The organism is Candidatus Synechococcus spongiarum SH4 (assembly GCF_000586015.1).
GTDB classification, from domain to species: Bacteria; Cyanobacteriota; Cyanobacteriia; order PCC-6307; family Cyanobiaceae; genus Synechococcus_B; species Synechococcus_B spongiarum_F.
Map to the genome: position 1 here is coordinate 1 of NZ_JENA01000002.1, position 26,660 is coordinate 26,660.

General features: G+C 62.5%; 26 protein-coding genes and 1 pseudogene. 15 read left to right on the forward strand and 12 right to left on the reverse strand.

The window, feature by feature from the left end; all coding sequences use genetic code 11:
• Window positions 1–31 precede the first annotated feature (31 nt).
• The 6 genes from BG35_RS0100185 (at window position 32) to BG35_RS0100210 (ending at window position 5,344) form a co-directional block, all read left to right on the forward strand.
• The gene (locus BG35_RS0100185) at window positions 32–1,165 is read left to right on the forward strand and encodes an FAD-dependent oxidoreductase (RefSeq protein ID WP_025781164.1); all 1,134 of its coding nucleotides are present in this window, start codon (window positions 32–34) and stop codon (window positions 1,163–1,165) included.
• 43 nt (window positions 1,166–1,208) lie between these two features.
• Window positions 1,209–1,946 (forward strand): phosphonate ABC transporter ATP-binding protein, encoded by a 738-nt coding sequence (locus BG35_RS09625; protein WP_034416235.1) that lies wholly within the window; start codon window positions 1,209–1,211, stop codon window positions 1,944–1,946.
• A 33-nt stretch (window positions 1,947–1,979) separates the two neighbouring features.
• Window positions 1,980–2,873: a phosphate/phosphite/phosphonate ABC transporter substrate-binding protein gene (phnD, locus tag BG35_RS09630; protein WP_034416228.1), complete on the forward strand. Its 894-nt coding sequence runs from the start codon at window positions 1,980–1,982 to the stop codon at window positions 2,871–2,873.
• A 13-nt stretch (window positions 2,874–2,886) separates the two neighbouring features.
• Window positions 2,887–3,654: a phosphonate ABC transporter, permease protein PhnE gene (gene phnE, locus BG35_RS0100200; protein WP_025781165.1), complete on the forward strand. Its 768-nt coding sequence runs from the start codon at window positions 2,887–2,889 to the stop codon at window positions 3,652–3,654.
• A 101-nt stretch (window positions 3,655–3,755) separates the two neighbouring features.
• Entirely contained in the window at window positions 3,756–4,682 is a 927-nt protein-coding gene (locus tag BG35_RS0100205; protein ID WP_080687950.1) for a sigma-70 family RNA polymerase sigma factor, read from the forward strand.
• A gap of 11 nt (window positions 4,683–4,693) precedes the next feature.
• Window positions 4,694–5,344, forward strand: coding sequence for a diacylglycerol/polyprenol kinase family protein (locus BG35_RS0100210; RefSeq protein ID WP_025781167.1), 651 nt, complete (start codon window positions 4,694–4,696; stop codon window positions 5,342–5,344).
• Here the strand turns inward: BG35_RS0100210 and BG35_RS0100215 are convergent.
• On the reverse strand, window positions 5,334–6,422 hold the full coding sequence (locus tag BG35_RS0100215) for a 3-deoxy-7-phosphoheptulonate synthase (RefSeq protein WP_025781168.1): 1,089 nt from the start codon (window positions 6,420–6,422) through the stop codon (window positions 5,334–5,336). The two genes, BG35_RS0100210 and BG35_RS0100215, sit on opposite strands and share 11 nt — an antisense overlap.
• 348 nt (window positions 6,423–6,770) lie before the next feature.
• Here BG35_RS0100215 and acnB point away from each other — a divergent pair, with 348 nt between their 5' ends.
• Window positions 6,771–9,365, forward strand: coding sequence for a bifunctional aconitate hydratase 2/2-methylisocitrate dehydratase (gene acnB, locus BG35_RS0100225; RefSeq protein ID WP_025781169.1), 2,595 nt, complete (start codon window positions 6,771–6,773; stop codon window positions 9,363–9,365).
• A gap of 18 nt (window positions 9,366–9,383) precedes the next feature.
• Entirely contained in the window at window positions 9,384–10,790 is a 1,407-nt protein-coding gene (locus tag BG35_RS0100230) for a ClC family H(+)/Cl(-) exchange transporter (protein WP_025781170.1), read from the forward strand.
• On the opposite strand, the gene BG35_RS0100235 is transcribed toward BG35_RS0100230, so the two are convergent.
• Window positions 10,721–12,049, reverse strand: a complete 1,329-nt coding sequence (locus tag BG35_RS0100235) for an O-antigen ligase family protein (RefSeq protein WP_025781171.1) — start codon at window positions 12,047–12,049, stop codon at window positions 10,721–10,723. The two genes, BG35_RS0100230 and BG35_RS0100235, sit on opposite strands and share 70 nt — an antisense overlap.
• A 273-nt stretch (window positions 12,050–12,322) precedes the next feature.
• Here BG35_RS0100235 and BG35_RS11755 point away from each other — a divergent pair, with 273 nt between their 5' ends.
• On the forward strand, window positions 12,323–13,426 hold the full coding sequence (locus BG35_RS11755; RefSeq protein WP_152535096.1) for a glycosyltransferase family 39 protein: 1,104 nt from the start codon (window positions 12,323–12,325) through the stop codon (window positions 13,424–13,426).
• 1,008 nt (window positions 13,427–14,434) lie between these two features.
• Here the strand turns inward: BG35_RS11755 and BG35_RS0100245 are convergent.
• Window positions 14,435–15,766 (reverse strand): AAA family ATPase, encoded by a 1,332-nt coding sequence (locus BG35_RS0100245; RefSeq protein WP_025781172.1) that lies wholly within the window; start codon window positions 15,764–15,766, stop codon window positions 14,435–14,437.
• A gap of 33 nt (window positions 15,767–15,799) precedes the next feature.
• Window positions 15,800–16,471 (reverse strand): hypothetical protein, encoded by a 672-nt coding sequence (locus BG35_RS0100250; RefSeq protein WP_025781173.1) that lies wholly within the window; start codon window positions 16,469–16,471, stop codon window positions 15,800–15,802.
• An 80-nt stretch (window positions 16,472–16,551) separates the two neighbouring features.
• Here BG35_RS0100250 and BG35_RS0100255 point away from each other — a divergent pair, with 80 nt between their 5' ends.
• The 4 genes from BG35_RS0100255 to BG35_RS0100270 all read left to right on the forward strand — a co-directional run bounded on the left by BG35_RS0100255 (window position 16,552) and on the right by BG35_RS0100270 (window position 20,285).
• Window positions 16,552–17,193: a PspA/IM30 family protein gene (locus tag BG35_RS0100255; RefSeq protein ID WP_025781174.1), complete on the forward strand. Its 642-nt coding sequence runs from the start codon at window positions 16,552–16,554 to the stop codon at window positions 17,191–17,193.
• Window positions 17,194–17,322: 129 nt separating this feature from the next.
• Window positions 17,323–18,726: an aminotransferase class I/II-fold pyridoxal phosphate-dependent enzyme gene (locus tag BG35_RS0100260; protein ID WP_025781175.1), complete on the forward strand. Its 1,404-nt coding sequence runs from the start codon at window positions 17,323–17,325 to the stop codon at window positions 18,724–18,726.
• Between the two features lie 21 nt (window positions 18,727–18,747).
• Window positions 18,748–19,401, forward strand: coding sequence for a precorrin-6Y C5,15-methyltransferase subunit CbiT (cbiT, locus tag BG35_RS0100265; RefSeq protein ID WP_025781176.1), 654 nt, complete (start codon window positions 18,748–18,750; stop codon window positions 19,399–19,401).
• Window positions 19,398–20,285, forward strand: coding sequence for a phosphatidate cytidylyltransferase (locus BG35_RS0100270; RefSeq protein WP_025781177.1), 888 nt, complete (start codon window positions 19,398–19,400; stop codon window positions 20,283–20,285). Before cbiT ends, BG35_RS0100270 begins: the two co-directional genes overlap by 4 nt.
• 30 nt (window positions 20,286–20,315) lie before the next feature.
• On the opposite strand, the gene BG35_RS0100275 is transcribed toward BG35_RS0100270, so the two are convergent.
• Complete coding sequence (locus tag BG35_RS0100275) at window positions 20,316–20,948, reverse strand: hypothetical protein (protein ID WP_236619721.1); 633 nt, start codon at window positions 20,946–20,948, stop codon at window positions 20,316–20,318.
• Between the two features lie 34 nt (window positions 20,949–20,982).
• On the opposite strand from BG35_RS0100275, the gene BG35_RS0100280 reads away from it, so the two are divergent.
• Window positions 20,983–21,972, forward strand: coding sequence for a ribose-phosphate pyrophosphokinase (locus BG35_RS0100280; protein ID WP_051506055.1), 990 nt, complete (start codon window positions 20,983–20,985; stop codon window positions 21,970–21,972).
• A gap of 18 nt (window positions 21,973–21,990) precedes the next feature.
• On the opposite strand, the gene BG35_RS0100285 is transcribed toward BG35_RS0100280, so the two are convergent.
• Genes BG35_RS0100285 through BG35_RS0100295 form a run of 3 tightly spaced genes read right to left on the reverse strand, consistent with a single transcriptional unit; the run spans window position 21,991 to window position 24,259 of the window.
• Window positions 21,991–23,577, reverse strand: coding sequence for a hypothetical protein (locus BG35_RS0100285; protein WP_025781180.1), 1,587 nt, complete (start codon window positions 23,575–23,577; stop codon window positions 21,991–21,993).
• Between the two features lie 40 nt (window positions 23,578–23,617).
• Window positions 23,618–23,890 (reverse strand): DUF3143 domain-containing protein, encoded by a 273-nt coding sequence (locus BG35_RS0100290; RefSeq protein WP_025781181.1) that lies wholly within the window; start codon window positions 23,888–23,890, stop codon window positions 23,618–23,620.
• Between the two features lie 6 nt (window positions 23,891–23,896).
• The gene (locus BG35_RS0100295) at window positions 23,897–24,259 is read right to left on the reverse strand and encodes a J domain-containing protein (protein WP_025781182.1); all 363 of its coding nucleotides are present in this window, start codon (window positions 24,257–24,259) and stop codon (window positions 23,897–23,899) included.
• A gap of 111 nt (window positions 24,260–24,370) precedes the next feature.
• On the opposite strand from BG35_RS0100295, the gene BG35_RS13495 reads away from it, so the two are divergent.
• Entirely contained in the window at window positions 24,371–24,580 is a 210-nt protein-coding gene (locus BG35_RS13495; RefSeq protein WP_236619722.1) for a hypothetical protein, read from the forward strand.
• Here the strand turns inward: BG35_RS13495 and BG35_RS13990 are convergent.
• The 4 genes and pseudogenes from BG35_RS13990 to BG35_RS12910 form a co-directional block, all read right to left on the reverse strand.
• The gene (locus BG35_RS13990; protein WP_373276953.1) at window positions 24,493–24,804 is read right to left on the reverse strand and encodes an ankyrin repeat domain-containing protein; all 312 of its coding nucleotides are present in this window, start codon (window positions 24,802–24,804) and stop codon (window positions 24,493–24,495) included. The two genes, BG35_RS13495 and BG35_RS13990, sit on opposite strands and share 88 nt — an antisense overlap.
• Window positions 24,758–24,991, reverse strand: a pseudogene (locus BG35_RS13995) (ankyrin repeat domain-containing protein); the annotation flags it as partial. The pseudogene BG35_RS13995 and the gene BG35_RS13990, both read right to left, overlap by 47 nt.
• Window positions 24,991–25,416 (reverse strand): ankyrin repeat domain-containing protein, encoded by a 426-nt coding sequence (locus BG35_RS0100310; protein WP_071994725.1) that lies wholly within the window; start codon window positions 25,414–25,416, stop codon window positions 24,991–24,993. The pseudogene BG35_RS13995 and the gene BG35_RS0100310, both read right to left, overlap by 1 nt.
• A gap of 521 nt (window positions 25,417–25,937) precedes the next feature.
• Window positions 25,938–26,660 (reverse strand): hypothetical protein (locus BG35_RS12910; protein WP_025781184.1); only part of this gene is annotated, 723 nt, incomplete at its 5' end.

A 26,660-nucleotide genomic window follows, 5' to 3' on the forward strand; every position in this document is an offset into this window, starting at 1 on the left:
GACAGCAGGTGTTGGTGCTGGGGGGGGGCTGATGGGGTTGGCGGTGGCCCACGGCCTGGCCCGTCACGGGTGGTCGGTGCATCTCCTGCGTCGCGCCCGGCGGGAGGCGGCGGGCTTTGCCGCCGCCGGCATGGCGGCGCCCCATGCCGAAGGCCTCAGCGGACCCCTGTTGGCGCTGGCCCAGCGCAGTCTCCCCATGATCCCCCCCTGGGTGGACGCCATCGAGGAGGATAGTGGCCTCCCCTGCGGTTGGCTGCCCTGTGGCGCGGTGGTCCCGTTCACCAGCCAGGCCCAACGCCAGGCATTCCCCACAGCAGCCCTGGGCCGTCCCCTGGATCGGGCTGCGCTGGAGGCGGAGGCGCCGGGCATCAGTCCCGCCTTCACCTGCGGGCTGTTGTTCACCCAGGATGGCCAACTGGACAGTCGGCGGAGGCTGATGGCGGCCCTGGAGCGGGCCTGCCACCGGCGCGGCGTTCGTTTTGAGGAAGGGGTCACGGTGGAGCGGCTGTGCCGGGAGGAGGATGGCGGCGGCCAGCAACACCTGGTGGGCATTGCCCTGCGCACCAGTGACGGGGAGAGACAGCAGCGCCCCTGTGGGCAGGCGGTGCTGTGTTGCGGCGCCTGGAGCCAGCAGTTGCTCCCCTGCGTGCCGGTGACCCCCGTCAAGGGGCAGATGTTCTCCGTGCAGGCGCCGCGCCGGGCCTTGCGGCGGGTGCTCTTTGGCCCTGACGCCTACCTGGTTGCCCGCCAGGACGGCCTGGTGGTGGTGGGGGCCACCACTGAGCAGGTGGGCTTTACCCCAGGCCTCACCCCCATGGGACAAACCCGTCTGGAACGGAGTCTGCGGCAGTTGTTGCCGGCGGCGGCCCGCTGGCCCCCCATGGAGCGTTGGTACGGGTTCCGGCCGTGTACGAAGGATCAACAGCCTGTTTTGGGGCCGGGTCCGTTGAAGGGACTGGTGATGGCTACGGGCCACCATCGCAACGGGGTCCTGCTGGCTGCCGTCACTGCAGAACTCACACGTGCTGTGCTGGAGGCTGGCCCGGCCGGCTGCCGCGCCCCCCACTGGGCCGCCCCCTTCCTCCATGCCTTCCGCTGGAGCCGATTTTCTTCAACGCCTGCCGGGGAAGCTGCCCTGGAAGCCTCCTGGCCGGAATTCGGGTAGTTCCAGGTGCTGAGCCTAGGCTCACACCAATGGCGCGGGGCGGATGCTGACTGTCGAGGCCATTCAATTTCGCTACGGAAAACAGGCCAGCCACCAGCCCCCGGCGCTCCGGGATGTGAACTTTGTGGTGCAAAAGCCCCAGATTGTCGTACTGTTGGGCCTGTCCGGGTCCGGGAAGTCCACCCTGATTCGCTGTCTGAACGGGGCGCTGATTCCCCAGCGGGGGCGGATTCTTTTTCGAGGGGTGAATCTCCACAGTTCGCCCCGCTGCCGGCGCCGTTGCCAACACCAGATGGGCACCGTCTATCAAAACCATGCCCTGGTGCCCCGGCAGACGGCGCGGCAGAACGTGCTGAAGGCCTTTGTCAGCACCCGGCCATGGCTGGCGTCCTTCCTGCCGCCGGGACCGGGGTTGCAGGACCAGGCCTTGACCATGCTGGATCTGGTGGGGTTGGGGGAGCAGGCGGATCAACGGGTGGACCTGCTCAGCGGCGGCCAGCAGCAGCGGGTGGGCATTGCCCGCGCCCTGGCCAATCACCCCGCCCTGGTGCTGGCGGACGAGCCGGTGGCGTCCCTGGATCCGCAAACGGGTCAGGCGGTGCTGGACTTGCTGCGCCGTTTGCAGCGCCGCCTGGGGCTGATGGCCATCATCAGCCTGCATCAGCCGGACCAGGCCAGAACCATCGCGGATCGCATCATCGGCATCCGCGCCGGCAACCTGGTGTTTGACGCCCCCAGCCAGGCTGTGGACCAGAACCTGCTCAAGGAACTCTACGCTTGATCAAGCGCCAGTTCCGACCACCCGCACAGACAGATGAAGCGTATTGCCAGGGTGGTTTGCTGTTGCGTGCTTGTGCTGGCCACGGCCTGCAACGGCGGCGGATCCCGGGATCCCGTAGCCCGTGAACCCACCGCCGTGTCCACCCTGGTGGTGGCCCTCCTGCCTGACGAGAACGCCGCCACCGTCATTCAAGAGAACCAGGGCCTCAAGACCTATCTGGAAGAAACCCTGGACCTGCCGGTGGAACTGGTGGTGAGCACGGACTACTCCACCATGGTGGAGGCCGCCAGGCGCAACAAGACACACCTCAGCTACTTCGGTCCCCTCTCCTACGTGATTGCCCGCAGCAGGACCCCCCTGGAGCCCTTTGCGGTCCGCAGCAGGAACGGCTCCACCACCTACCAGGCCGTACTGATTGGCAACCGGGAGCAGGGAATTGACAGCTTTGCCGCCGTTGAAGGGGGGACCGTGGCCCTGGGTGACCCGGCCTCCACCTCGTCCCGTCTGTTCCCGCAACTGCGCCTGGCGGAGGCCGGCCTTCATCCGGACGTGCATTACCGAACCGTATTTCTAGGGGGCCATGACGCGGTGGCCAAGGCGGTGGAGCGGGGCTTCGCCGCTGCGGGCGGGTTAAGCCGGCCCATTTACGACAAGCTGGTGGCGCAGGGCGCCATCAACCCGGACAAGCTGGTGGTGCTGGGCCACTCCAGGCCCATTCCCCAATATCCCTGGACCATGAGCAGTGGGCTGCCCGAGGATCTGCGCCATGCCGTTCGAGAGAGCTTCTACATGCTCAAGGAGCCTGCCGTGCTCCAGCCCTTCCAGGCCGACGGGTTTGCTCCCGTCCAGGACAGCGACTACGACGGCATTCGCCAGGCGGCTCGGGTTCTGGGGCTGTCCCTGGAGGCCCTGGTGACGGATTCCTGAGGCTGGCCACACCATGATGCCCCCTGCGCTGCGGGTCCGGCTGCTTCTACTGTTCATGGGGGCGGTGGTGGTCCTGTCCTGCTGGCAGGTGGGGTTGTTCGACCTGGAACGCCTCTGGCATGGGGCCCAGGGGATGGGGGAACTGCTGGGGGAGTTGTTTCCCCTGCGGCTGCAACGCTGGCCCCATTGGCTGTTGCCCCTCTGGGAGACCCTCTGCATGGGCATTGCCAGCACGGCGCTGGCGGTGGCGCTGGCGCTGCCCATGGCGTTTCTGGCCAACCGGCGCACGGCGCCCCATGTCTTGATCCGGCGCCTGGCCCGTGGCGCTCTGAATCTCCTGCGGGCCTTGCCGGACCTGCTGCTGGCCCTGCTGCTGGTGGCTGCCGTGGGTTTTGGCCAACTGCCCGGCGCCATGGCCCTGGCCATTCACTCCGTGGGCATGGTGGGCAAGTTCATGGCGGAAACCATGGAACAGGCGGATCCGGATCCGGCGGAGGCACTGTTCAGCACCGGCGCTGATCGGCTTCAGGTATTTGTTCACGTGTTACTGCCCCAGTGTTTGCCCAGCCTGCTGGATCTGGCGTTCTATCGCTGGGAGTTCAACATGCGCTCGGCCGTTGCGCTGGGGGCTGTGGGGGCTGGCGGCATCGGTACGGAGCTGATCAGCGCCCTGCGGCTCCTGGACTATGGCCAAGTGACGGCCCTGTTGCTGGTCATTTTTCTGGCTGTTGGTCTGGTGGATCAGCTTTCAAGCCGATGTCGGCAGAGTCTCGCCAGATAAACAGACGCAACTGGAACGGACGTTTCATTGTCAATTCCGTGATCGGCACCATAAACTCAGCCAATCGTTCTCCCTCTGGAGACATAAGGAGACATCAGCCGATGAGCGTTTCCAGACGCATGGGTGCCTACGCCAACGGGCGATTCGGTGGTGACTCCATTGGTTGGTACCTGAGTAGAATCGGCAAGGAGCCCCTGCTGACCCCCAGTGAGGAAATTGAGTTGGCCCATCAGGTGCAAGCCCTGAAAACCCTGGCGGCGTCAGCGCCTCCCCCGCAACAGACCGTTGAGCAGAGAAAGATTCTCCGGACGGGGAAGCGGGCCCGCAACCGGATGATTGCCGCCAATTTACGACTTGTATTCAGCGTGGCCAAGAAATATCAGCATCAGGGTCTGGACTTGCTGGATCTGATGCAGGAAGGCGCCATCGGCCTGGAACGGGCTGTGGACAAGTTTGACCCCAGCATGGGCTACAAGTTCTCCACCTATTCCTATTGGTGGATCCGCCAAAGCATGGTGCGCGCCATTGACAACACGTCCCGCACCATTCGCCTGCCCATCCACATTGGCGAGAGGCTCGCCAAGTTGCGCCGCGTAACCCGGGACCTGTCCCATCGTCTGGGGCGCCAACCCAACCGCCTGGAACTCTCCCATCGCATGGAGATGAGCCTGGAGGAACTGGACGAACTGCTGGCCCAGAACCGGCCCTGCACCTCCCTTGACGCCCATGCCCGTGGCGACGGGGACCGCAGCACCATCGGTGAGTTGATTGCCCAGGCCATGGACCATGAGCCCCTGGACGAGATGGACCGTTATTTGCAGAAGGAACACTTGCAAAGCTGGATGGAACAGTTGGATCAGCGGGAGCAGAAAGTTCTGCGGCAGCGCTATGGCCTTGAAGGGCAGACGCCCCAGACCCTCTCCGCCATTGGCCATGACCTGAAGGTGTCCCGGGAACGGGTGCGGCAGTTGCAGGAACGGGCCATCAAAAAGCTCAAGGCGTACGCGGTGCGGCAAAAGGCGGCCTGAGCAATTCTCCCGTGGAGCCTCTGCAAGCCTTAGGTATAGTTGCCATTGCTGGCTGGCTGTCCCTGCTGGCCACCATGGCCTGGTTGCTGCGGCAATGGCGCCCCGATCAGCCCGAGTGGAGTCGCAAAATCGTTCACCTGGGGGCCGGACTGGTTCTGCCCATGGCCTGGGCCACGGACATCAGCCGCCCCCTTGCCCTGATCGCTGCTGCCGTGGCCACGGTTCTGACCGCCGTGAACCAGCGCACCCGGATGCTGCCGGCTCTGGAGTCGGTCAACCGCCACAGCTACGGCACGGTAGCCTATGGATTATCCATCCTGGTGCTGCTCTGGTGGGGCTGGCCCGGACAGGCTGCCATTGTGGTGGCCGCCGTGCTCATGATGGCCTTCGGCGACGGGCTGGCAGGGGTGCTGGGACCAGCGTACCCCTCTCCCGACTGGTCCGTTCTGGGGCAACGGAAGTCCCTTCTGGGCACTGCCTGCGTGGCCTTGGTGGCCATGGTGGTGGGTTGGATGCTGTTTGGCGAGCACCTGAGCCCGGCCCAGCTTCTGGTGCTGGGGGGCGTGGCGGCCGGGCTGGAGCAGATCAGTGTTTTGGGGCTGGATAACCTGCTGCTGCCCCTGGGCGCCGCCGCCCTCCTCAACCAATGGCTCAGCCCTTAGAGAGGGCAGCAGCGGTGGTGGGCATGGTGGTGGCGTCCTGCACTGCAGCCGCCAGGACATCCAGCAAGCGGGAGGTGGCGTCCAGATTGATGCAGGCGTCGGTAATGCTCTGGCCGTAGGTGAGCCGGGAAAGATCCTTCGGGATCTTCTGGCTCCCCTCCACCAGGTGACTTTCCAGCATCACCCCGAGGATGTGGGTTGAACCGTCCCGCACCTGTTGGGCCACGGACAGCAGAACCTCCTCCTGACGGCGGAAATCCTTGCAGGAGTTCCCATGGCTGCAGTCCACCATGAGGCGACGGCGGCAACCGTCCCGCTCCAGGGTGGCCACTGCGGTGGCAACATCCTCCTTGTGGTAGTTGGGGCCTGCGGCGCCCCCTCGCAACACCAAGTGGGTGTCCGGGTTGCCGGTGGTGGAGACAATGGAGGCCTGACCCTGGGTGTTGATGCCCAGAAAATGGTGGGGCCGCGCCGCCGAAACCATGGCGTTGATGGCTGTGGTCACCGTGCCGTCGGTGCCGTTTTTGAAACCGATGGGCATGGACAGACCTGAAGCCATTTCCCGATGGGTCTGGCTTTCCGTGGTGCGGGCCCCAATGGCCGTCCAACTGATCAGATCGGCGATGTACTGGGGCGCCACCGGATCCAGCAGCTCCGTTGCTGCGGGGAGGCCCAGATCAGCCAGGTGGAGCAGCAGGCTGCGGGCCAGCCGCAGACCCGTATTGATGTCGAAGCTGTGGTCCAGATGGGGGTCGTTGATCAACCCCTTCCAGCCGACGGTGGTGCGGGGCTTCTCGAAATACACCCGCATCACCACCTCCAGGCTCCGATGGTGGCGGTCGTGAAGCTGCTTCAGCACAGCCGCCACCTCACGGGCTGCGTCCACGTCATGGACGGAGCAGGGGCCTACAATCACCAGCAAACGGGGATCCTCGCCACTCAACAGGGCCTTGATGCGCTGCCGGGCCTCCAGGACCACCCGGGCGGCGTGGGGCGACAGGGGAAGATCACCCAGCAGCACGGCAGGGGCAACAAGTGGCCGCGTCTCGACCACATGGAGATTGGATGTACAAACCATGACGCCTGGATGCCGTGCTCAAATGTAGGCAAAGATAGTGGGGCTTATGCCCTTGATTCACAAGAGTGACCAGGACCAGTTTCACGGATCGTAGAGGTCTCTATTGAGAACGCCTCTCCCCGTGCAGTAGCCCCAACCCCAACAAGCGAGTCCCTTATGGCAAGAGGCTCTACAAGATGCGCCATAAGGTGGAGCACCTGTTCGCCAAGCTCAAGGACTGGCGACCCATTGCAACACCCTGCGACCCCTATGCACATATCTTCCTGTCTGCCGTCCTCCTGGCCGCCCCACTCGTCTTCTGGTTATGAGTCCTGAGCCTAGGCTTTCAGGAAGGCCTCAAAAAACCCCATGCTCGCTGCCTACCGCCGGGCTGCCGCTGAACGGCATGCTCTGGGAATTCCTCCCCTTCCCCTCAACGCCGCCCAGACCCAGGCCCTCACTGCATTGCTGCAGGATCCGCCGCCAGGGGAGGAGGGTACGCTGCTGGATTTGTTGCGGGAGCGGATTCCACCCGGTGTGGATGAAGCCGCCTACGTGAAGGCCACATGGCTGAGCGCCGTGGCCACAGGGGCCGTCACCAGTCCCCTGGTGTCCCCGTTGGACGCCACCCGGCTTCTGGGCACCATGGTGGGAGGCTACAACGTGGCGGCCCTGCTGGAACTGCTGGAGAACCCGGATCAGGCCATCGCCGCCTGTGCAGCCACCGGGCTGAGCGGCACCCTGCTGGTGTACGACGCCTACAACGACCTGCTGGGGCGGTCCGCCGCCAACCCGTTTGCGCGCCGTGTGGTGGATTCCTGGGCGGCGGGGGAGTGGTTCAGCAGCAAGCCACCGCTGCCGGAAGCTCTCACCGTCACCGTATTCAAGGCGCCCGGCGAAACCAACACCGACGACCTGTCCCCCGCCACCCACGCCACCACCCGGCCGGACATTCCCCTCCATGCCCTGGCCATGCTGGAGCGGCGTGACCCCCGGGCCCAGGCCGCCATCGCCCGCTTGAAGGAACAGGGGCATCCCGTGGCCTACGTGGGAGACGTGGTGGGCACAGGCAGTTCCCGCAAGTCCGCCATCAACTCCCTGCTGTGGCACATCGGCCAGGCCATTCCCCACGTGCCCAACAAACACCGGGGCGGCGTGATTCTTGGCGGCAAGATCGCCCCCATCTTTTTCAATACCGCCGAGGACTCCGGAGCCCTGCCCCTGGAATGTGACGTGAGCCGGTTGAACACGGGCGACGTGATCACCATTCGCCCCTGGCAGGGAACCGTCACCAACACCGCCACCGGGGCAGTGGTGAGTCGTTTCACGTTGCAGCCCAGCACCATGGCCGACGAGATCCGCGCCGGTGGGCGGATCCCCCTGCTCATTGGCCGGGCCCTCACCGATAAGGTGCGCCAACACCTGGGCCTCCCCCCGTCGGAGTTGTTCGTCCGGCCTGGCCAGCCGGCGGACGCGGGAACGGGCTTCACCCTGGCCCAGAAGGTGGTGGGTCGGGCCTGTGGTCTGCCGGGGGTGCGGCCGGGCGCCAGTTGCGAGCCCATGGTCACCACCGTGGGCAGCCAGGACACCACCGGCCCCATGACCCGGGACGAGATGAAGGAACTGGCCTGTCTGGGCTTCTCCGCGGATCTGGTGATGCAGAGCTTCTGCCACACCGCCGCCTACCCCAAGCCGGTGGACCTGCAGACCCAGAAGGAACTGCCGGACTTCTTCGCCCAGCGGGGCGGGGTGGCCCTGCGGCCGGGGGACGGCATCATCCACAGTTGGCTCAACCGCATGTTGCTGCCGGATACGGTGGGCACCGGCGGCGATAGCCACACCCGTTTCCCCCTGGGCATTTCCTTCCCCGGCGGCTCCGGCATTGTCGCCTTTGCCGCCGCCCTGGGGGTGATGCCCCTGGATCTGCCGGAATCGGTCCTGGTGCGGTTCTCCGGGGCGCTGCAGCCGGGTATCACCCTGCGGGACGTGGTGAACGCCATTCCCTACGTGGCCATCCAGCGGGGACTCCTCACCGTGGCCAAGACCAACAAGAAAAACGTCTTTAACGGTCGGATCATGGAAATCGAGGGTCTGCCGGACCTGAAGCTGGAGCAGGCCTTTGAACTCACCGACGCCACCGCGGAGCGCTCCTGTGCCGGCTGCACCATCGCCCTGTCCGTCGCCACGGTGACGGAGTACCTGCGCAGCAACGTGGCCCTGCTGAACAACATGATGGCCCGGGGCTACCAGGATGAGCGCACCCTTGCACGACGCATCACCGCAATGGAGGACTGGCTCCGTAATCCCCGGTTGCTCAAGGCCGACGCCGATGCGGTCTACGGGGAAACCATCGACATTGACCTCAACACCGTCACGGAACCCCTCCTGGCCTGCCCCAACGATCCGGACAACGTCAAGCCCCTCTCCGCAGTGGCTGGCGATCCCGTGCAGGAGGTGTTCATCGGCTCCTGCATGACCAACATTGGCCACTACCGCGCCGCGGCCAAGGTGCTGGAGCATGGGGGCAACGTGAAGGCTCGCCTCTGGGTCTGCCCCCCCACCCGCATGGATGAAGAGACGCTCAAGCAGGAGGGGCATTACGCCACCATGGTCGCGGCGGGCTGTCGCATGGAAATGCCGGGGTGTTCCCTCTGTATGGGCAACCAGGCCCGGGTTGAGGACAACACCACGGTGGTGTCCACCAGCACCCGGAATTTCAACAACCGTCTGGGCAACGGAGCCCAGGTCTATCTGGGGAGCGCCGAGCTGGCGGCCGCCTGCGCCGTACTGGGTCGGATTCCCACCGTGGCGGAATACCATCGGATCGTGAGCACCAGGATCCAGCCCCTTGCCCCCCAGCTTTACCGTTACTTGAACTTTGATCGGATTCCCGGTTTTGCGGAGGGGACGGCAGGCGGTGACAGCCCTAGGGAAGATGCACCCACGGCAAAGGCGGAGGCCTGAATCGGCAGCAACAGCACCATGTTTGGCACACCGCTAAAAGCAAGCACAGTTCGCAATCTGCTGCAGCAGCGCTCCCTGGCGGTGGCGGCCACGGTGCTCCTCACCGGGCTGGGTGCAGCCTGGACCGCGGTGTTGCTGAAAAACGGCATCACCAGCGTGGTGGATTGGCGGCAGGGGCTGGTGGAGCAGTTTGAGCCTGTGTTGGGTCGCGCCACCCCTTGGCTGGTGTTGCCCATCATCGCAGGCATGGGGGGGCTGCTGGCGGGACTGCTGGTCAAGCACCTGTCGCCCGCCGCCCATGGCTCGGGCATTACCCAGGTGATGAAGTTCCTCCAGGGGCACCGGGTGCCCATGAGCATCCGGGTGGCGGTGGTGAAACTTCTGGGGGGCGTCCTGGCCATTGGCAGTGGCTTCCCCCTGGGGCCGGAGGGTCCTGCGGTGCAGATGGGCGCCTCCGTGGCCTGTCAGATGGCCACCAACCTGAGGGCGCCCCGCTCCTTCCTGCGCCTGATCGTGGCGGCGGGCGGCGGCGCCGGCATTGCCGCCGTGTTTAACGCCCCCCTGGGCGGGTTCATCTATGCCATCGAGGAACTACTCCACAACGCTCGGCCCGTAGTGCTGATGCTGGTGTTGTTCACCACCTTCATGGCCGACACCTGGGGGGACGTGCTCAATTGGATCGGCTTTGGCAAAAACCAGGGCTTCACCCGGGCCCTGAGCCTGGAGGTGACCAGAACCTTTGATCTGGCGGATTTCACGTTTCAGCCCATTGATGTTCTCTACCTGGTTTTGCTGGGCTTGGTGATTGCCGGGCTGAGTGAGTTGTACAACCGTTACGTGATTGCCATGCAGGGCTGGAGCAGTCGGGTGTTCGGCCAGCGGCCAGTGCTGCGCATGGCCCTGTGCGGCCTGCTGCTGGGCCTGATCTTTGCACCCCTGCCTGCGGAGTTTGCCGATGGAGCCGCCTTGAAAAAGCTGGTGGCCCTGGATCTGCGGGACGGCGCCACGGATCTGGGGTCCAATCTGGCCATTTTCGTGGCCATGTTTTTCACCACGGGACTGGCGGCGGCGTCCGGGGCGCCGGGGGGCCTCTTTGCCCCCATGCTGATCCTGGGGGGCGCCGTGGGTCTGGTGGGCTCCGAACTGCTGCAAACCACCACCGGCTACGCCCCCAGCAGCTTTGTGTTTGCAGGGATGGCCAGCTTCGTGGCGGGCACGTCCCAAACCCCCATTGCCGCCACGTTTATCACCTTTGCCCTCACCAAGCAGATTGTGCTGCTCAAGCCCATGCTGGTGGCCTCCCTCAGTTGCTACCTGCTGGCCCGGGCCATCAATCGCCGCTCCATCTACGAACGTCAGTTGGAGTTGGAAAAACGGCACTCCATTTGGGCGCCGCCCCTCATTGCCCCGGTGAGCCTGCGTTGAGGGGCCGCCAGGCCATAGGCACGGAGGCCAGCCAGCAGGAACCAGCCCGCCACGTTGATGTTTACATCATAGTAGGGCAGATCCGTGGCGTGAATACCGGCCAGCGACAGGAATGCCACCAACCAGCCCCGATCCGTGATGCTGGCTGTGGCCATGCCATGGCGCACCGCCGTCACCAGCACATGGATGGGCACCGCCAGCAGCAACAGGGCCGCGGGCAGCCCGAAGCTGACGGCCAGATCCAGAGGCAAGTTGTGGACATGTCCATTGCCAAGATCGAAGTACGGGTAAAGCATCCCGAAGGCTGCCGCGCCCCAGCCCAGCCAGGGCCGCTCCAGAATCAATTGGTTGGAAAACCCCCACATTTCCAGGCGTGTATCACCCGGAGCACGACCTTGAAAAGACTCCGCTGCAAAGCGCTGCCACAGGGCATCAGGAACCACAAGTCGCGCCAATTCCTGAACACCCAAGAGGTCGACAGGCAGAATCGCCAGCACCACCGGAATCAAGCCGAGCAAGGTCACCGGCAGCAACAAAGCCCAAGACCGTGGCCCCGCCAGCACCAGGGGCACCGCCAGTATGAGGGAGCCCCAGCCGTTGCGGGATGCTGTCAACCACAGGCAAAGGCCTTGTAGCACTGCTAAAATCAAAAGGGCACTCTGCTTCCACCAACGCAAAGGAGGCTCCAGTAGGTGGGCCAACACCAGAGGCCAGGTCAATGCTAACCAGGCTGCAGTGATGTTGGCGTGGCCGAAAATTCCAGAGAGGCGGCCAGCGGGATTGCCGCCAGCATCCATCTGCCAGATGACCAGATCTCCTGCCATAGACCAGGGCCCCTGCCAACCCAAAGTCATTTGCCCCACCCCGGTTATCAGAACCGGAACCGTCCCCGCCACCAGCCAGCCGCTACAACGCCGCCGTGCCGCTGGCGTTTCCAGATAGGCCTGCCACCCCCAGAACCCCCAGAAAAATGGCAACCAGAACAAACCCAGCCAAGCAAAGCCTCCACTTACTGCCTGAGTGGCTCCAACTAATATCAAGCCCGCCACCAGAAGCAGCAACCGGTTCATCCTATCTTTGCAATAGGCCGCGAATCCCTTGCGCCATGTGGCCACCACCAAGCCCACCACCAGAAGCACCCCGCCAAGCAGAACGCTGCTGGCCAGGAAGAAGAGTCCCAACTGCACCACCACCCAGCCCCAGTGCGGCGCATCAGCAGGGCAGTGGTCTTGAAGGCGAGACAGACAAGCTGTCAGCATGATAATGTTGCGGAAACGCTGGAAAACCTCCTCTGCCCCAGCTCCGGCCTTTTGAAAAGCCTTTCTGTGACAGGGGAGGGAGATGCCTCCAGAAGGCACCTCCAGGGTAAGGCCATATAGGCAGGTTCCTGCTGTATATTTATTATGTCTTTGCACTTTCCTTCTGATGAAACCAGCTCGCCCCTCTATGTTTGCCAAAGGCACATCTGACAGTACAAACGAATCCCCCCCCCTGCAACATTTCTTCATAGAAGTAAAGTAAAGTTTACTCTCTTGCTACTCATTCTTTATTTCATATTTAATTTAATTGAACAAAATTTAAAACCAGGATTAACTCACGATGCTTTACAACAGCTTCGTTTTATAGACAAATGGCAATGGCAGTGGGGATATATGTCAACACAACCTCCATTATACCATTGGCTATTTAAGATTATTGTCGATGTATGTAATTTTCTGAATCTTAATTTTAAGTTTGCCGATTCATTTTTTCGGCAATGTCTTGTGATGATTGATATTTTAATTGGTTATCTAATACTGAGAGAATATAAAATCGACCAAAATAATGCTATATTTTCAGTATTTGGATTATTTCTTATTACAGATATTGGTTGGTCATTACAATATAACTACACTCATACTGTATTAGCCATAACCACAATACTTTTTTTCATATTGCAGTTTATTCGTTTATTAAATCGTTCTACTTTAAGAAATTATTATTTTGTTGGTTTGTCAATCGCTTGTGCTGTATTATCTAAGTACAACACAATACTTACTATTGCTGGGATATTACTGGCTTCATTATCTATTAAATCTGCGAGGAGCGTAATTTTTAGATTTAAATTTTTGATTACTTCATCGACAGCCTCTATAATTTTTTTGCCTCACTTCTGGTGGATGTTATCTACAGGGAATCCATTAATAATAATTAGAAAAGTTTTAAAAGTCGAAAATGTTAATGATTCAATCTTACCTGATTCAATCTTACTTATGTTAACGAATTTAAGTAGCATTCTAGCATTGCTTATTGCACAAATTCTTCCTCTTTTAATTTCTTTAATAATTATATTTCGATTAAGATATAATTGGCTAAAAATGATAATCACAGAAGACATGCTTTTAGGCCGTTCATTTGTAATAACGATATTGATACATCTTGTTTTTATGTTAATATCTGATGCAAGAACTATTAGTATTCACTGGTTATTACCTGCTGTTTTATTATTGCCATTAGCTTTACCTTTGGCAGCTTTTAAAATCGGAAAACTTCGTCAATATGCAAAAGGTATATTTATTAGTGCTCTTATTTTCAAAATCATTTGCTTTGTTGTATTAACAATAATAGATTTCTGGAGACTCCACATCATCCTATAATAACACTTGATACCCAATAAGATCTTGGTGACAACCTGATTCTGGGTTGGGCAGCTACGTATGTAAGCCCCTAAAAAGGAATCTATCTGTAAAAGTAGTACTTGGGGGGCGTAGAAAAATCTCCCCCCCTTTTGTAGTTATTAAGAATTGATACGGTAGGGTGGCCTGATAGGGGACCACACAAGCTCTCTTAACAGGCGACCCCCCATAAGAAAACTTATGGGGGGCTGTTTGACCAAGGGTCCGGGCCTGGCGCGTGGTGGGCCTTTTTCCTAAGGCCACATTGAACAGGCACCTACCCCGGTCGTTAGAAAAGCGGCGCCCCCCTTGATGGGCGTCAGAATGTTATGTGGACCCACTTTGAGGCTTTCCAGCGTTTCCTTGTGTCAATGCCTTGCTTTTTGAATTCCTGCTGGTGGTGGTTGTATCGTATTTCACGCTCAAGACCTTCCTGCTCTCGTGACAGCTACAGCAATCAAGGGAGCCTTCTTCCGCAGACCCTCCAAGGTGATCTCCCCTTCTTGAAACATCCGGTACCACTCCCGGCGCAGGCGCAGCACCCGCTCATCTTTATCCAAGTGGAGCCGCTCTAAAACGTACGCTGCCCGCTCCCGCAAGGCATCAGGAACCCTGTTGGAGACCTGGAGATGCAGCGACGGCAAGTGGATCTCGAACCACCCATCCTGGATTGGTAAGGATCAAGGAGCTTATCCGCTGGTGTCTTCCCCTTGCTGGCGTTTATCCAGTGGGCACAATAGCGGTAGTTGCTCCATTCGTAGGCTTGCGACCGGTCTTCATCACAACTGATGAAGTGATCGACGGTCCCATCTGGTATATATATGGCACAGTAGGCGCACAGGTCTCCAAAGCCGTCGGCAAGTTGCGGCTTGAAGTCACGCCAATAGTTTCTGGGACGCTTTGCATCAGGATGGTTGGCAAGCCAGCGGTTGCCTGGAACACGGGCCTTTTCATTGAAGCTGGGTGGCTCAGGTACTGGCGGGACGGGAATCATGACGCACCAGCCTGGTGGCGTTCCACCCAGACCACCCAACGGGGCCAGAAGGGATCATGCCCGGGCAGCACCCGCTGCAGCTCCTGGTGGATGGAATCTCGCTGGGCGACAGCCTCAGCACCGTTCTTCCCTTCTCGGTCCATGAATGCCTTGGCCGCTTCAATAGCCCGCTCCGCCTCCAGCGAACGCGCCTGGAGGAGGCCAAAGGTGTCCGACACCAGCCAGTTGAGGGCATCTCCCTGCTTTGCCCATTGAACTTCCTCCAGACGCACCTGCCCATCACGGATGTCCAGGTGGAAGAGGCGATCCCTGTCTTCATCAAAATGGGGTTCCACGGAGGCAAGGACCAGGGGTGAGTGGGTTGCCGCGAGGATCTGTACCGGTACGGCCTCCTCCCCGTCGGTGGTGAGGCTGTTCATCACCTCCAGAATTGCGGGGACAATGGTTCGCTGCCAACGAGGGTGCAGGTGAGCATCAACCTCGTCGAACAGCAGGATGACCCGCTGCGCACGGTCGCAGCCAAGCTGGGCCGCAGCGCTGACGTGCTTACTCCAGGACCAGACGAGCATGTAGGCCAGGGCCATGATTCGCCGCAGCGCTGATGAGGCATGCACGATCAGCACCTCAGTGTCGTATCTGGTGCGGATGGACGGAACGTCCTGGACATCGTCAACGGTGAGTTGCCGGATCGGACCGATTTCCAATGGCCCTTCCTGAACAGCGAGACGGTCCAGGACGCGGGTCATCCGCTCCCCATTGGCGCCTCCCTCCTTGATCCAGTCGGACCAGTCTTCCAGCAGACCCTTGCAGACTTTCGTTATCCTGGATGTACCCTGAGGCTGAGGGACAACCACTTGGCGACCGTTCCAGACGTCCTCGGGCGAGAAGACGTAGCCGGGGAGGCGGTCCTGAACATCGATATTTCCTTTCCTCTTCCAGTAGTTCCGGGCCGGATCCCAGACAGAAAATCCCCCGTCAACATGGGCATGCACCACAAGCCCAGGGTTTAATGGCCTCCCCGGCCTTCCTGTCCAACTCTCGTCCGGAGGTGAGTACTTGCTTTCATAGCTCTTGCTTCCGGTGACTGCCTCAACAGTGAATCGCAGCTTGGCAGGGCGCCTGGCATCTGTGGGGCGGGCCTGATACCCGGACATCAGGCGAGGATTCAGGTCACGGGGCCACTTTCGGGTCAATGCCCACCAGGCCACTTCCAGCAGGAAGCTCTTGCCCAGTCCGTTGTCCCCAGTGATGAGGTTCAGTCGGGGAGCCAAGTTCAACTCCATCCTGGGGGCTGGACCAACATTCTCCAACTCCAACCGCTTCAGCATCTCGGGCTGCCTCAATGCCTTGTCTATGTAGCCTTAACCTACGTCGTCGCGGGATGTGGTGAGCCACAGGCAAAGGCCGTGGGCCGCCACCAGCAGTAGCGCCAGCAGCCGCTGCCGCCAACCCCGCGGGGGTTGCAGCACACAGGCCAGCAGCAGTGGCCAGGTCAAGACCAGCCAGGCGGCGGTGATGTTGGCGTAGTCAAAGAGTCCGGAGAGGCGGCCCTCGGGATTGCCGCCGGCATCCATGCGCCAGATGATCAGATCCCCTGCCATGGCCCAGGGTCCCTGCCAACCCAGGACCATTTGCCCCAGCCCGGTGATCAGAACGGGCACCGTCCCCGCCACCAGCCAACCGCTGCACCGCCGCCACGCTTCCGGGGTAGCCAGATAGGCCTGCCAGCCCCAGAACCCCCAGAAGAAGGGTAACCAGTTGAACAGGCCCCACCAGGCCAGGTCTTCACTCACCGCCTGGGTGGCTCCAGCCAGCAACAACCCCGCCGCCGCCAGCAGCGCCCGGTTCAGCCCATCGCGCCAATAGTCCGCAAACCCCTTGCGCCATGTGGCTGCCACCAGGCCGGCCACCAGTAGCGCCCCACCCAGTAGAGCGCTGCTGGCCAGGAAGAAAAGCCCCAGTTGCACCGCCACCCAGCCCCGGCGCGGCGCACCGGCAGGACAGTGGCGGTGAAACCAGGACAGAAAACCCATCGGCAAAGACCGGAACACTGTGGTGGTTGTACGGGAGCGGCTCCTGGCCTGCTAAACTGGCGCCGTTTCTGGTGGCGGCCATGCCATTCATCTCAAGGGTTTCCCGGGTAGTCCGCGCCAATGCCAACGCCCTGGTGAGCAGCATGGAGGATCCCGCCAGGATCCTGGATCAGGCATTGATGGACATGCAAGGCGAGTTGGTCAAGCTCCGTCAGGCTGTCGCCATGGCGGTGGCCAGCCAGAAACCCATTGAGACACAACTCCGGCAAGCCCGCCACCAGGCCGACCATTGGTATGATCGCGCTTACACGGTCCTGCAACAGGGAAACGAAGGCTTGGCTCGCGAAGCCCTGGCGCGATGCAAGCCCTACGAAGAGACGACCCAGACACTTGCCAGGCAGCGGGAATCTCAAGCAACTCAGATAGAGGATCTCAAGCGTAACCTGCTGACACTGGAGGGCAGGATTGCCCAGGCCCAGGCCAGGAGGGGCGCCCTCAAGGCCCGTATCCAGGCGGTTCAAGCTCAGAAACATCTGACGTGGGACAGCGGCGCCGATTCAGCCATGGAGGCCTTTGAGCCCATGGAAGAAAAGGTGGAGGCCGTGGAGGCGGGAGCTGCCACGGTTGCCCAGCCGGTCCCTGCCCTCTCGGGAGACTGGGAAAGCGTGGATCTGGAAGCCCGCTTTCAGGAGTTGAAGGCCCGCTTGCACAGCGGCAAATAGCCGGGGAAGAGCAGGGAGAACCCTGACGCCCCATGGAGCGGGGGTGTTGGATGGGCTAGGTTTGGGCAGCGTCATGCCCAAGCGCCGTCGCCGCTGGGCTGTAGGAATTTGAGCCCCGCTTCAGGGACAGTGCTCCTGGGTGCTCTGCAGCAGGCTGCAGAGTTCACGCTTCCCCTCCATCTGCCCGCCCATGGGCGGGGACGGGGCTTCCCGCCTGCGCTGGCGGCACTGCTTCAGCAACCACTGGGTCACCTGGATCTGCCGGAGTTGCCCAGCCTGGGGGGGCCGCTGCTGCCCCATGGGGCAGTGGCTGAGGCCCAGCGGTCCACGGCAGAGCTTTGGGGAAGCCGACGCTGCTGGTTTGGCGTCAACGGCTCCACCGGGCTGCTTCAGGCTGCCCTGCTGGGCGCCCTGCGTCCGGGTCAGCGGCTGCTCTGCCCCCGCAACCTGCACCGCTCCGTGCTCCATGGGGCGGTGCTGGCCGGTCTTGAGCCGGTCTACTACGCCCTCCCCTTTTCCGAGCGCTGGGGGCTGTCCCGGCCCGTGGACGTGGGCTGGTTTCAACGGGTGCTGGCGGCGGCGGCCCGGGACTGTCCGGTGGACCTGGCGCTGCTGGTGAATCCCACCTATCAGGGGCTGAGCGCTCCCCTGACGCCCCTGGTGCGGCTTTGCCACAGTCAGGGCCTGCCGGTGTTGGTGGACGAGGCCCACGGCAGCCACTTCCGCGCCCATGCCGCCTTGCCCCGGGACGCCCTGGCGGCCGGCGCCGACCTGGTGGTTCATTCCACCCATAAATCCCTGCCGGGGCTCACCCAGACCGCGGTGCTCCACAGTTGCGGCGGGCGCATCTCCGGGGAGGATCTGGAGCAGGGCTTGCTGCTACTTCAAACCAGTAGCCCCTCGGCGCTGTTGCTGGCCGCTACGGAGTTGGTGGCGGCGTGGCCCCATCAACAACCCCAGGCCAGCCATCTCCTCGGCCGGGCCATGGACCGTTGGGGCCGTTGGCGACGGCAATTGACCGGCATGGGCTGGCGGGTCAGTCCATGCGACGACCCGCTGCGGTTACGACTCTGCACCGCGCCGTGGGGACCCAGTGGCCTGGCGCTGGATGAGCGCCTGCTGCGGCTCGGCATTGCGGGGGAGTTGCCGGAGCCGGCCGGGTTCACCTTCTACCTGGGTTTCCAGCCGCCCCGTCAGGCCCTGGGCCGCCTCCGGAACGCCTTGGCCCAACTGCACGGGTCATCGTTGAATCCGCCGGAATTGACGGGAACCCTCCGGCCTGCCCCCACCCCGCTGCTGGCCCGCGCTGCCGTGCCGCCCCGCAGCGCCTGGTTCGGCCCCACCAGACGTCTCCCCCTCAAGCAGGCGGTGGGGCGCGTGGCGGCAGAGGCCATCACCCCTTACCCACCGGGTATCCCCCTGCTGCTGCCGGGGGAACGCCTTGACGAAGAACGTTGCGCCTGGTTGCTCCACAGCCGGCATCTTTGGCAACATCCGGGTGGAGTGCTTGATACGGTGAAGGTTCTGAGGTGATGGTTCAGGAGGCTCGCCCCCATGCCCATTGCAGCGGGTGGTCCAGCCTCCGGCAAACACCACCCCGAGAACCGGTTTCAATGGGACTTTGTGACCCCTGGCATCCCTGACGGCGCTTTTGCCGACGCCCCCGGCTTTGCGCCAACCCCCATGGAGTTGCGGGTCATGCTGCTGGCCCATTTACGGCCTCAGCCCGACTCCCTGGTGTGGGACGTGGGGGGCGGTACAGGGGCTTTGGCCCTGGAAATTGCCCGGCTGCTGCCCCATGGCGCGGTGCTTGCCCTGGAGCGGGATCCGGATGCCTTGCATCTTCTGGCCCGCAACCGACAACACTTACAGGTGAACAACTTGACAATCGTTCCCGGTAGTGCGCCGGACGATCTGGATCAACTGGATGGCGAGCCGGACCGGGTTCTGCTGGAGGTATCCCGCCCGGATCAGGCGATCCTGGATGCGGTGTGGCCCTGCCTGCGCCCCCAGGGGCGGCTGGTGATCAGCACCAGCAACCTGGCTGGCCTGGTGGATGCCACCAATGCCCTGCGGCGCCTCCATGCCGCCGACTTGCAGGTGGTGCAGGCAACGGTGCATCGCTTGCAGCAGCGGGGCCGTGACGTGCGCCTGGCGGCGGCGGAGCCCCTGTTCATCATTGCCGCCGAGCGGCCCGGGACTCCATGAGATGGGGATCTCCACGGCTGTTCAGCGGCCTGGTGGTCGCTGCCCTGGGGGTGCTGCTCATCAGCCTGGGGGGCTGGTGGTTCACCCTGCTGGTGGCGTTCATCATCCACCTGGGCCTGATGGAGTTTTTCCGGTTGGCCCGCAGCAAGGGGATGCGCCCCGCCAGCAAAACAACCTTGGCGGCCTGCCATGTGCTGCTTGTTGTCCTCAGCTTCCATGCCACCAACTACCCCTTGAACTCCCAATGGTCCCTGGTGGCCGATGCGGTGGTGCCCCTGACCAGTCTGGTGATTTGCGGCTGGCTGTTGTTGCAGCCACGGACGGGCTCCATCGCCGATGTGGCGGCATCGATTTTCGGGTTCTATTACCTGGGCGTGTTGCCCAGCCATTGGCTGCGACTGCGGGCCATTGGCGAGATTGCTCCCCTCCATGTGGAGCGCTGGACCATGCCCGTCACGGGCCTGGGCGCCGGTCTGGCCCTGACGCTGTTCACCGCCGCCATGATCCTGGCGGTGGACATCACCGCCTATGTGTGTGGACGATGCTTTGGTCAGCGGCCGTTGATCCGGGTCAGCCCCGGAAAAACCGTTGAAGGGACCATCAGCGGTTTTGCGGCTGCCGCCCTGGTGGGCGCCGGCGGCGCCGTGCTCCTGGGTTGGCCCCTGGCGCCGTGGAGCGGCTTGATGCTGGGTCTCCTGGCGGCCCTCTCCGCCTTGGTGGGGGACCTGGTGGAGTCCATGCTGAAGCGGGATGCCGGGGTGAAGGATTCCGGCCGCCTCATCCCCGGCCATGGCGGCGTTCTGGACCGGTTCGACAGTTATCTGCTGACGCCCGCCGTGGTGTTGTACTTCGTGCTGCTGGTGCTCCCCCTGTTCTCCCGGTGAGTCCCCTCTCTGTCCACGGGCAAGGGGGATTCACCCCTTTGCGGGCATGGGCCGCCCCATAGCCTGCTCCGTGCGACAGAGGCGCCACCAACGGAAGCAGAGTTGCTCCCGCAGCCACCAGAGCTGTTCCTGTCGGGCCTGGGCCGTGGGCGCGGCCCCCGCAGGCAGGCAGCCTAACCAGGGCAAGCCCAACTCCACAGCAGGGTCGAAGTGGGGAGCATGGGGCTCACCGTGGCCGGCCACGCCCAACAGGGGAATCCCCCCCTGCCGCGCCATGGCCCCATAGGCGCGAGCCTGCCCTTCCCAGCCTGCCTGGGGCGCCGCAACCAGCAACAAGGGGCGGCGGAATGCGGCCAGGGCGGCGCTCCAGTCGGCCCCAGGGCCATGGGGCGCCGCCGATTCCGTGGCCAGCAGCAGCCAGGAGCCATGGTCTGGGGACGGCGCCGCCGGCGTGTCCGACGCCAACGCCGCCAACACCCGGAAGGGATCGGCATCTGTTTCGGGTCTGAAGGGAGGCCGCCCCCCCAGCACCATGGTCATGTCCTCGGCTACGGCCTGGGGGTCCACCCCGTGGAGGGGACAGACCACACCGGCGATTACCCCCAGTCGTGACGCTGTTGTGCCTTTGAATGCCCCGGACCGGGCTTCAGCTTCTAGCATCACGATCAAGAGGTTCCAGCGACTGCCAGTGACCAGTCTGACAGCCAAGCCCCAGCACCATGACCTGCCCAGGGAGCGCCAAGATCATGGTCGCTTGCGCCTGTTCAGCGGCAGCGCCAATCCCCATCTCACCCGGGAGATTGCCGCCTATCTGGGCATTCCCGACAGTGTGGTGGTGCGCAAGAGCTTTGCCGACGGGGAACTCTACGTCCAGATTCAGGAGTCCATCCGCGGCTGTGACGTGTTTCTGGTGCAGCCCACCTGTGCGCCGGTGAACGACCACCTGATGGAGCTTCTGATCATGGTGGATGCCTGCCGCCGGGCCTCGGCGCGCCAGATCACCGCAGTGATGCCTTACTACGGCTACGCCCGCGCCGACCGCAAAACCGCGGGGCGGGAGTCCATCACCGCCAAGCTGGTGGCCAATCTGCTGGTGCAGGCGGGTGTCAGTCGGGTGCTGGCGGTGGATCTGCACTCGGCGCAGATCCAGGGCTACTTCGATATCCCCTGTGACCACATCTATGGCGCTTCCGTGCTGGTGGACTATCTCAACACGCGCCAGTGGAAGGATTACGTGGTGGTATCACCGGACGTGGGGGGCGTGGCCAGGGCCAGAACCTTTGCCAAGCGTTTCAACGACGCGCCCCTGGCCATCATCGACAAGCGTCGCGCCTCCCACAACGTGGCGGAAAGCCTCACGGTGATTGGCGACGTGGCAGGTCGCACGGCCATCCTTGTGGACGACATGATCGATACCGGCGGCACCATTCACCAAGGCGCCCGCCTCCTCAAGGCCCAGGGCGCCAGGACTGTCATCGCCTGCGTCACCCACCCGGTCTTTTCCCCTCCCGCTCTGGAGCGCTTGCAGGAACCGGGTCTGTTTGAGGAGGTGGTGGTCACCAACAGCATCCCGATCCGGCCGGAACAGCGCTTTTCCCAGTTGACGGTGCTCTCCATTGCCAACGTGATGGGTGAGGCCATCTGGCGCATCCATGAAGAGAGCTCCGTCAGCTCCATGTTTCGCTAGGGGGCCATGCCACCGGTTTCATGGGCGGGACCGGTGAAGCTGGCTGGCAGCCAGAAGCAGCAGGGCCATGATGCCGTAGGCGTAAGCCCATTCAGCCCCCACTCCCCAGCCCACGTTCAGGGCCGTATCGCCGGGGGTGAAGCGCCAGGCATGAATCACCCCGAACCAGGCCAACACCCCTGAAATCGCCGCCACCCCTGCCGCGGCCAGGAATCGGTGCTCAATCACGTAGACCAGCAGACTGGTGAGCAACATGGCGGTGATGATGCCCCCTTGCTCAAGGGAAAACAGACCTCCAGCTCCAGCCAACCCCACCTGCTGCAACCCCTCCAGCAGCCCGTCCCCAAAGGGTTGGCCCTGGATGCCGGCTCCCGCCTTGACGCCGGCTTTGAGGAGAAAGGCGCCCCAGCTTGCCAGGCCCACCATGATCCCCAATACCACTGCGGGAGCATGGTTGGCGGGGGTGACCTGAAGGCTCTGGGCCGTGATCACGATGCCCACGTAGACAATAATGGCCACCCCCACCTGGACTGGCACCGCCAGGCTGATGAGGGCAAAGAGCCCCAAGAAGCAGCTCAAGCCAACCGCCAGGCCGCTCAGCCAGGAGTAGCCCAACCTGGCCCCGAGGGCTTTCCAGCTTGGATGGCCAATGTAGATCGTGGTGGGGAAGCAGGACCCCAGCACTGCGGCCACCATCGTTCCAGCCCCGTTGATGAGCAGGGAGTTGCGCACGGGGTAGTTGTCACCGGCGGCGGCGGCGCTCTCCACGTTTTGCATGGACCCCAGCACGTTGAACAGGCCCATGGGAAGGATCACCCCCATCCAGCGCAGCAACTCCGACCGGGCTTGCCACAACGCCCCCAACTGAAGCCGGGGCAGTTGCAGGCCAAGACCGTCCCGCGCCTGCTGCCACCGCAGCGGGTCATCATCCACCAACCCCATGGACCAGGCCAGCGCCAACCCCAGCAGCACCGCCAACAGACCACCGGGCAGGGGCAGGCGCACCCGCCCGAAATAGGTGATCAGCACCACCGTCATCACCGTCAATCCCAGCACCGGCTTTTCATAGACCTGCAGCAGAAAGCCCAGACCAAGAAAGCCCATGGCAATCCCCGCCAGACTGGCCAGCAGGGCCGAACGGGGCAGCCATCGCTGCAACGGCGCCACCAGGAACGCTCCCGCCACTTCCAACAGTCCCGAGCCCAGACAGGCCATGATCCCTGCCCGCCAGGCCAGTTGGGCCGCATCCGCCTCGGCCATCCCTTCTCCCATGGCCACCGCCTTCACCGGCAGCATCACCAGAAACACGTAGGCCAGGAGGCTGATGGTGTTGACCCCGTAGGGCAGGGCTGTGCGGTGGTAGGAACCATCCTGCCGGCCCAGCCGCCATGCCTGCAGGGCATAGGCAACGTTGCCCCCCAGAACGCTGACGCCAACGGCCGGCAGGATGGTTCCGGCGATCAATTCATCGGGAAACCCCAGTACGCCACGGCACAGACCGATTGCCAGCAGGATGGTGATGAAGCTGTCGAGACCGAGGCCGAGGAAACCGTCAACATCGCCCCGCAGAAACCAGCGCGGGGAGGAAGCGGAGACTGTGGTCATGTCGGCAATGCCTGTGGACGGCCGTCGGGATGGCCGCCCGTTACGGCCCCACCATAATGGCCCGCTCCACATCCGACCGGCTCAGGCTGTAGGGAAAGCTCCGCTGGGTCGTTCCGCCGCTGTGGCCGGTCCAGCGCACGCTCATGTCCTCCACGCACAACTCCACGTCCGCGCTCCAGGAGGGTTGCCGTAGGCGCCACAGACAGATGTTGTCTTTATCCCGTTGGCAGCCCATCTGCTCCAGCCAGCCCTCCAGGGCGGGCAGGGCATGGTGATAGAGGGGAGTATCCGGATTGGGGAGTTGTCTGGACACGGGGCTTCAGGACTGTTGCAGGACCAGGATGCCCACCAGACCGGCACAGAAGAGCAACGTGCAGGTCAGCAGCATCAACGCCAACCATTCTCCCCCGGACAGGGGACGTTCGGGGGAGACGGGATGCTCCTGCAGGCTCTGAATGGCGGCAGGCGCAGCGGCCGTGGGGAAATGCTGCCGTAGCCGGGCGTCATGCCGCTGCCGGGCCGCCGGGTCCTGCAACGTGGCGTAGGCCGCTTTGATCATGAGAAACCGTTCACTGGCCACGGCCGCCGGCAACGTGGTGGTGTCGGGGTGGTGCTGCTTGCAAAGACGCAAAAAGGCTTGGCGCAACATGGCCTGATCCGCATGGCGCGGCACCTGCAGCACTCGGTAGTAGTCCAGAAGCCGGATTGATCAAAGCTTCTCCCAGTCTATCGAAGCAGCCGCCTCATCCAGCCCAGGCGGTCGCCGTAGGGGGGATAAAGGAACGTCAAAAGTATGGGTCGGCCTGACCTGAGCGCCAGCCCATCAGTCGGCTGCCTGGAGCACGGCGGCCACGGCTTCGTGACCGTGTTGCCGGGCAAGGTGCAGGGATGTTTTGCCCCCGTTGTTGGCGGCGTTCACGTCCGCGCCAGCTTCAAGGAGAACCTGGCCGCCTCCACCTGGCCCTGCAATGCTGCGTCGTGTAACGGCGTGTCCCCCACATGATCCTGAAGGTTGACGGGCGAGCCGGCCGCAACGAGCAGCTTGATCACCTCCGGCAGACCGGCATAAGGCCGCCATCTGTATCGGGGGGATTGCCTGCATGGTTTCTGGCCTGAACATCGGCCCCCGCTTCGACGAGTAGCCTGGCCATATCCCCATGGCCGGCATGGATGCCAGGTGCAAGGGGGAGTTATCGGAGTCATCTTCAGCATCAACATTTGCTCCATGCTTGAGCAAAAGCTTGACCGTTTCAATATGATTTACAGATGCCGCCTTATGGAGTGGTGTACCATATACGCCGAATCCAAATGTGGTTGCTGGACGGACTTCAACATCAATATTTGCTCCGGCATTGATGAGAGCTTCGGCAATATTGACGGACATCGTTTCACGTTCAGGCATCCCTGCAACCATCAGGAGCGGTGTATCACCAAGTGCAGATAGTAATACATTGGGGCATTGACATCGGCTCCAGCCTGAATCAGCAGCTTGGCAACCTCTTCATTCAGGTTCTCCCATAGCGCCAGGGTCAGGGCGGTGTGGAGATCCCGGTGAGTCCGGAAATCCAGATAACCATTGATATCCTTGCCAGCTTCAACGAGGAGTTGAACAATTTCTACCTGACCCGCCAAGGCCGCCACATGTAACGGGTTGCTGTTGCAAAACTCAATACCAAGACTTGGGTGATGTCCTCCCCAACGTGTGGTTGAATCAACTTTTGCTCCAGCCTGGATCAGAAGCCTGATCACCTCCATGTGTGCTTCACTTGCACGAGCAGGTTCAAGATAGATCTCGACGACACTATGGAACGTCTGAATTGGCCTGCAAAAGCGTGCCATACAGGATTGGGCAAGGCCATAGGCGGGCTACGCCAGTCAGCACTGGACGAAGCTGGTCAAAAACGGTAAGGAAACAGGCTCAATCCTTGAGCTTGTGTCTGATTGACGGTAACCAGACATAGGAATCCCATGGGACTCACACCACACCAGCCTCCCCACGCAGTACGTTGGCAAATCCAAGCGGCAGCGCCAGCCGATTCTCGTTCTCCCCAGGCCTCGCCCTGAGCACGGCGTCCGCAGCCGCCAGCCTTCGGGGCGCCTGCGGACAGCCGCTCCAGTGGAGATGCAGCCAGCTTGCATGGGGAGCCTGCCGTGGGCCAGGCCCTCCCTATGGCGCTCTTCCTGTCTCCGCCTTACAAGGACTTCAAGGATTCAGGAGTACCGCCGGCAGCACCGATGACCGCCAACCGCTTGCGGCATTGCCTGCTGCGCTACACGGGAAGGTCTTCCTGAAGGGGCTCCCTCACACTGGCCAAAAGCGGGGCCTGACGAGAGAGGGGCGGCGCCCCTCAGATGGATCATCAGAAGAGGAGGGAGAAGCGCAGCCCCAGAGAATGATCCACAGGGGATGTTGCGGAGTTGCTTTCTTCCCGCTCCCCCTCCAGGGCGATTTCCCAAGGTTCCGTCCGTCCCTGCCGGGAGTAGGGCGCCAGGGACCAGCGGAGGGAGGTGGTGCTGGTGGTGGGGGAGAGGGCCACTGCCACCCCTGGGGTCATGGTGAGGCGGTCGTTGTGGGCGGGGAAGCCGTAAGCGAACTGCGCCTCGAACTGCTGCCCCCCGCTGCTGGCGTCGTCCAACCCCTCCATGCCGGCGGGATTGAGGAGGGCATTCATGCCCGATGCGGGTGCGCCTATGGTGTGACCCAGGGCGAGGGAGGGTCCCCGATTGGTGGGGGAGGGGTCCCAGGCGAAGGAGAGGGCCAAGCTCTGCTCCCGGAACTCCTCCTCCATATGAGTCACCAGAGAGCGGCCCTTGACTTGGGCGCTGATACCCCGTTGTGGATCGTTCCATGCCAGAGCTGCCCCCACTTCCAGCCCGAAGCCTGATTCTGCATCACCCCCGTCATGGCGGATACCCACTTCCAGCGAGGGGAGCAGCGCCGCACCGTTGGCCAGGGGAACAGGGCGGCCCGCCTCCAACCCCACCCGCAGCCGGGAGACGCTGCCCTCACTGGAGGAGAGGGCATCCACCTGCTCGGTGGTGGTCCTCTGGCTCAGCAGGTCGATGGTGGTGGTGAGGCTCAG

Coding starts and splice junctions, on each gene's coding strand:
- BG35_RS0100185 (WP_025781164.1), top strand. CDS start 32: ATGGGGTTGGCGGTGGCCCACGGCCTGGCCCGTCACGGGTGGTCGGTG.
- BG35_RS09625 (WP_034416235.1), top strand. CDS start 1,209: ATGCTGACTGTCGAGGCCATTCAATTTCGCTACGGAAAACAGGCCAGC.
- phnD (WP_034416228.1), top strand. CDS start 1,980: ATGAAGCGTATTGCCAGGGTGGTTTGCTGTTGCGTGCTTGTGCTGGCC.
- phnE (WP_025781165.1), top strand. CDS start 2,887: ATGATGCCCCCTGCGCTGCGGGTCCGGCTGCTTCTACTGTTCATGGGG.
- BG35_RS0100205 (WP_080687950.1), top strand. CDS start 3,756: ATGAGCGTTTCCAGACGCATGGGTGCCTACGCCAACGGGCGATTCGGT.
- BG35_RS0100215 (WP_025781168.1), bottom strand. CDS start 6,422: ATGGTTTGTACATCCAATCTCCATGTGGTCGAGACGCGGCCACTTGTT.
- acnB (WP_025781169.1), top strand. CDS start 6,771: ATGCTCGCTGCCTACCGCCGGGCTGCCGCTGAACGGCATGCTCTGGGA.
- BG35_RS0100230 (WP_025781170.1), top strand. CDS start 9,384: ATGTTTGGCACACCGCTAAAAGCAAGCACAGTTCGCAATCTGCTGCAG.
- BG35_RS0100235 (WP_025781171.1), bottom strand. CDS start 12,049: ATGCTGACAGCTTGTCTGTCTCGCCTTCAAGACCACTGCCCTGCTGAT.
- BG35_RS0100245 (WP_025781172.1), bottom strand. CDS start 15,766: ATGCTGAAGCGGTTGGAGTTGGAGAATGTTGGTCCAGCCCCCAGGATG.
- BG35_RS0100250 (WP_025781173.1), bottom strand. CDS start 16,471: ATGGGTTTTCTGTCCTGGTTTCACCGCCACTGTCCTGCCGGTGCGCCG.
- BG35_RS0100255 (WP_025781174.1), top strand. CDS start 16,552: ATGCCATTCATCTCAAGGGTTTCCCGGGTAGTCCGCGCCAATGCCAAC.
- cbiT (WP_025781176.1), top strand. CDS start 18,748: ATGCCCATTGCAGCGGGTGGTCCAGCCTCCGGCAAACACCACCCCGAG.
- BG35_RS0100270 (WP_025781177.1), top strand. CDS start 19,398: ATGAGATGGGGATCTCCACGGCTGTTCAGCGGCCTGGTGGTCGCTGCC.
- BG35_RS0100285 (WP_025781180.1), bottom strand. CDS start 23,577: ATGACCACAGTCTCCGCTTCCTCCCCGCGCTGGTTTCTGCGGGGCGAT.
- BG35_RS13495 (WP_236619722.1), top strand. CDS start 24,371: ATGGGTCGGCCTGACCTGAGCGCCAGCCCATCAGTCGGCTGCCTGGAG.
- BG35_RS13990 (WP_373276953.1), bottom strand. CDS start 24,804: ATGGAGCAAATGTTGATGCTGAAGATGACTCCGATAACTCCCCCTTGC.
- BG35_RS0100310 (WP_071994725.1), bottom strand. CDS start 25,416: ATGGCACGCTTTTGCAGGCCAATTCAGACGTTCCATAGTGTCGTCGAG.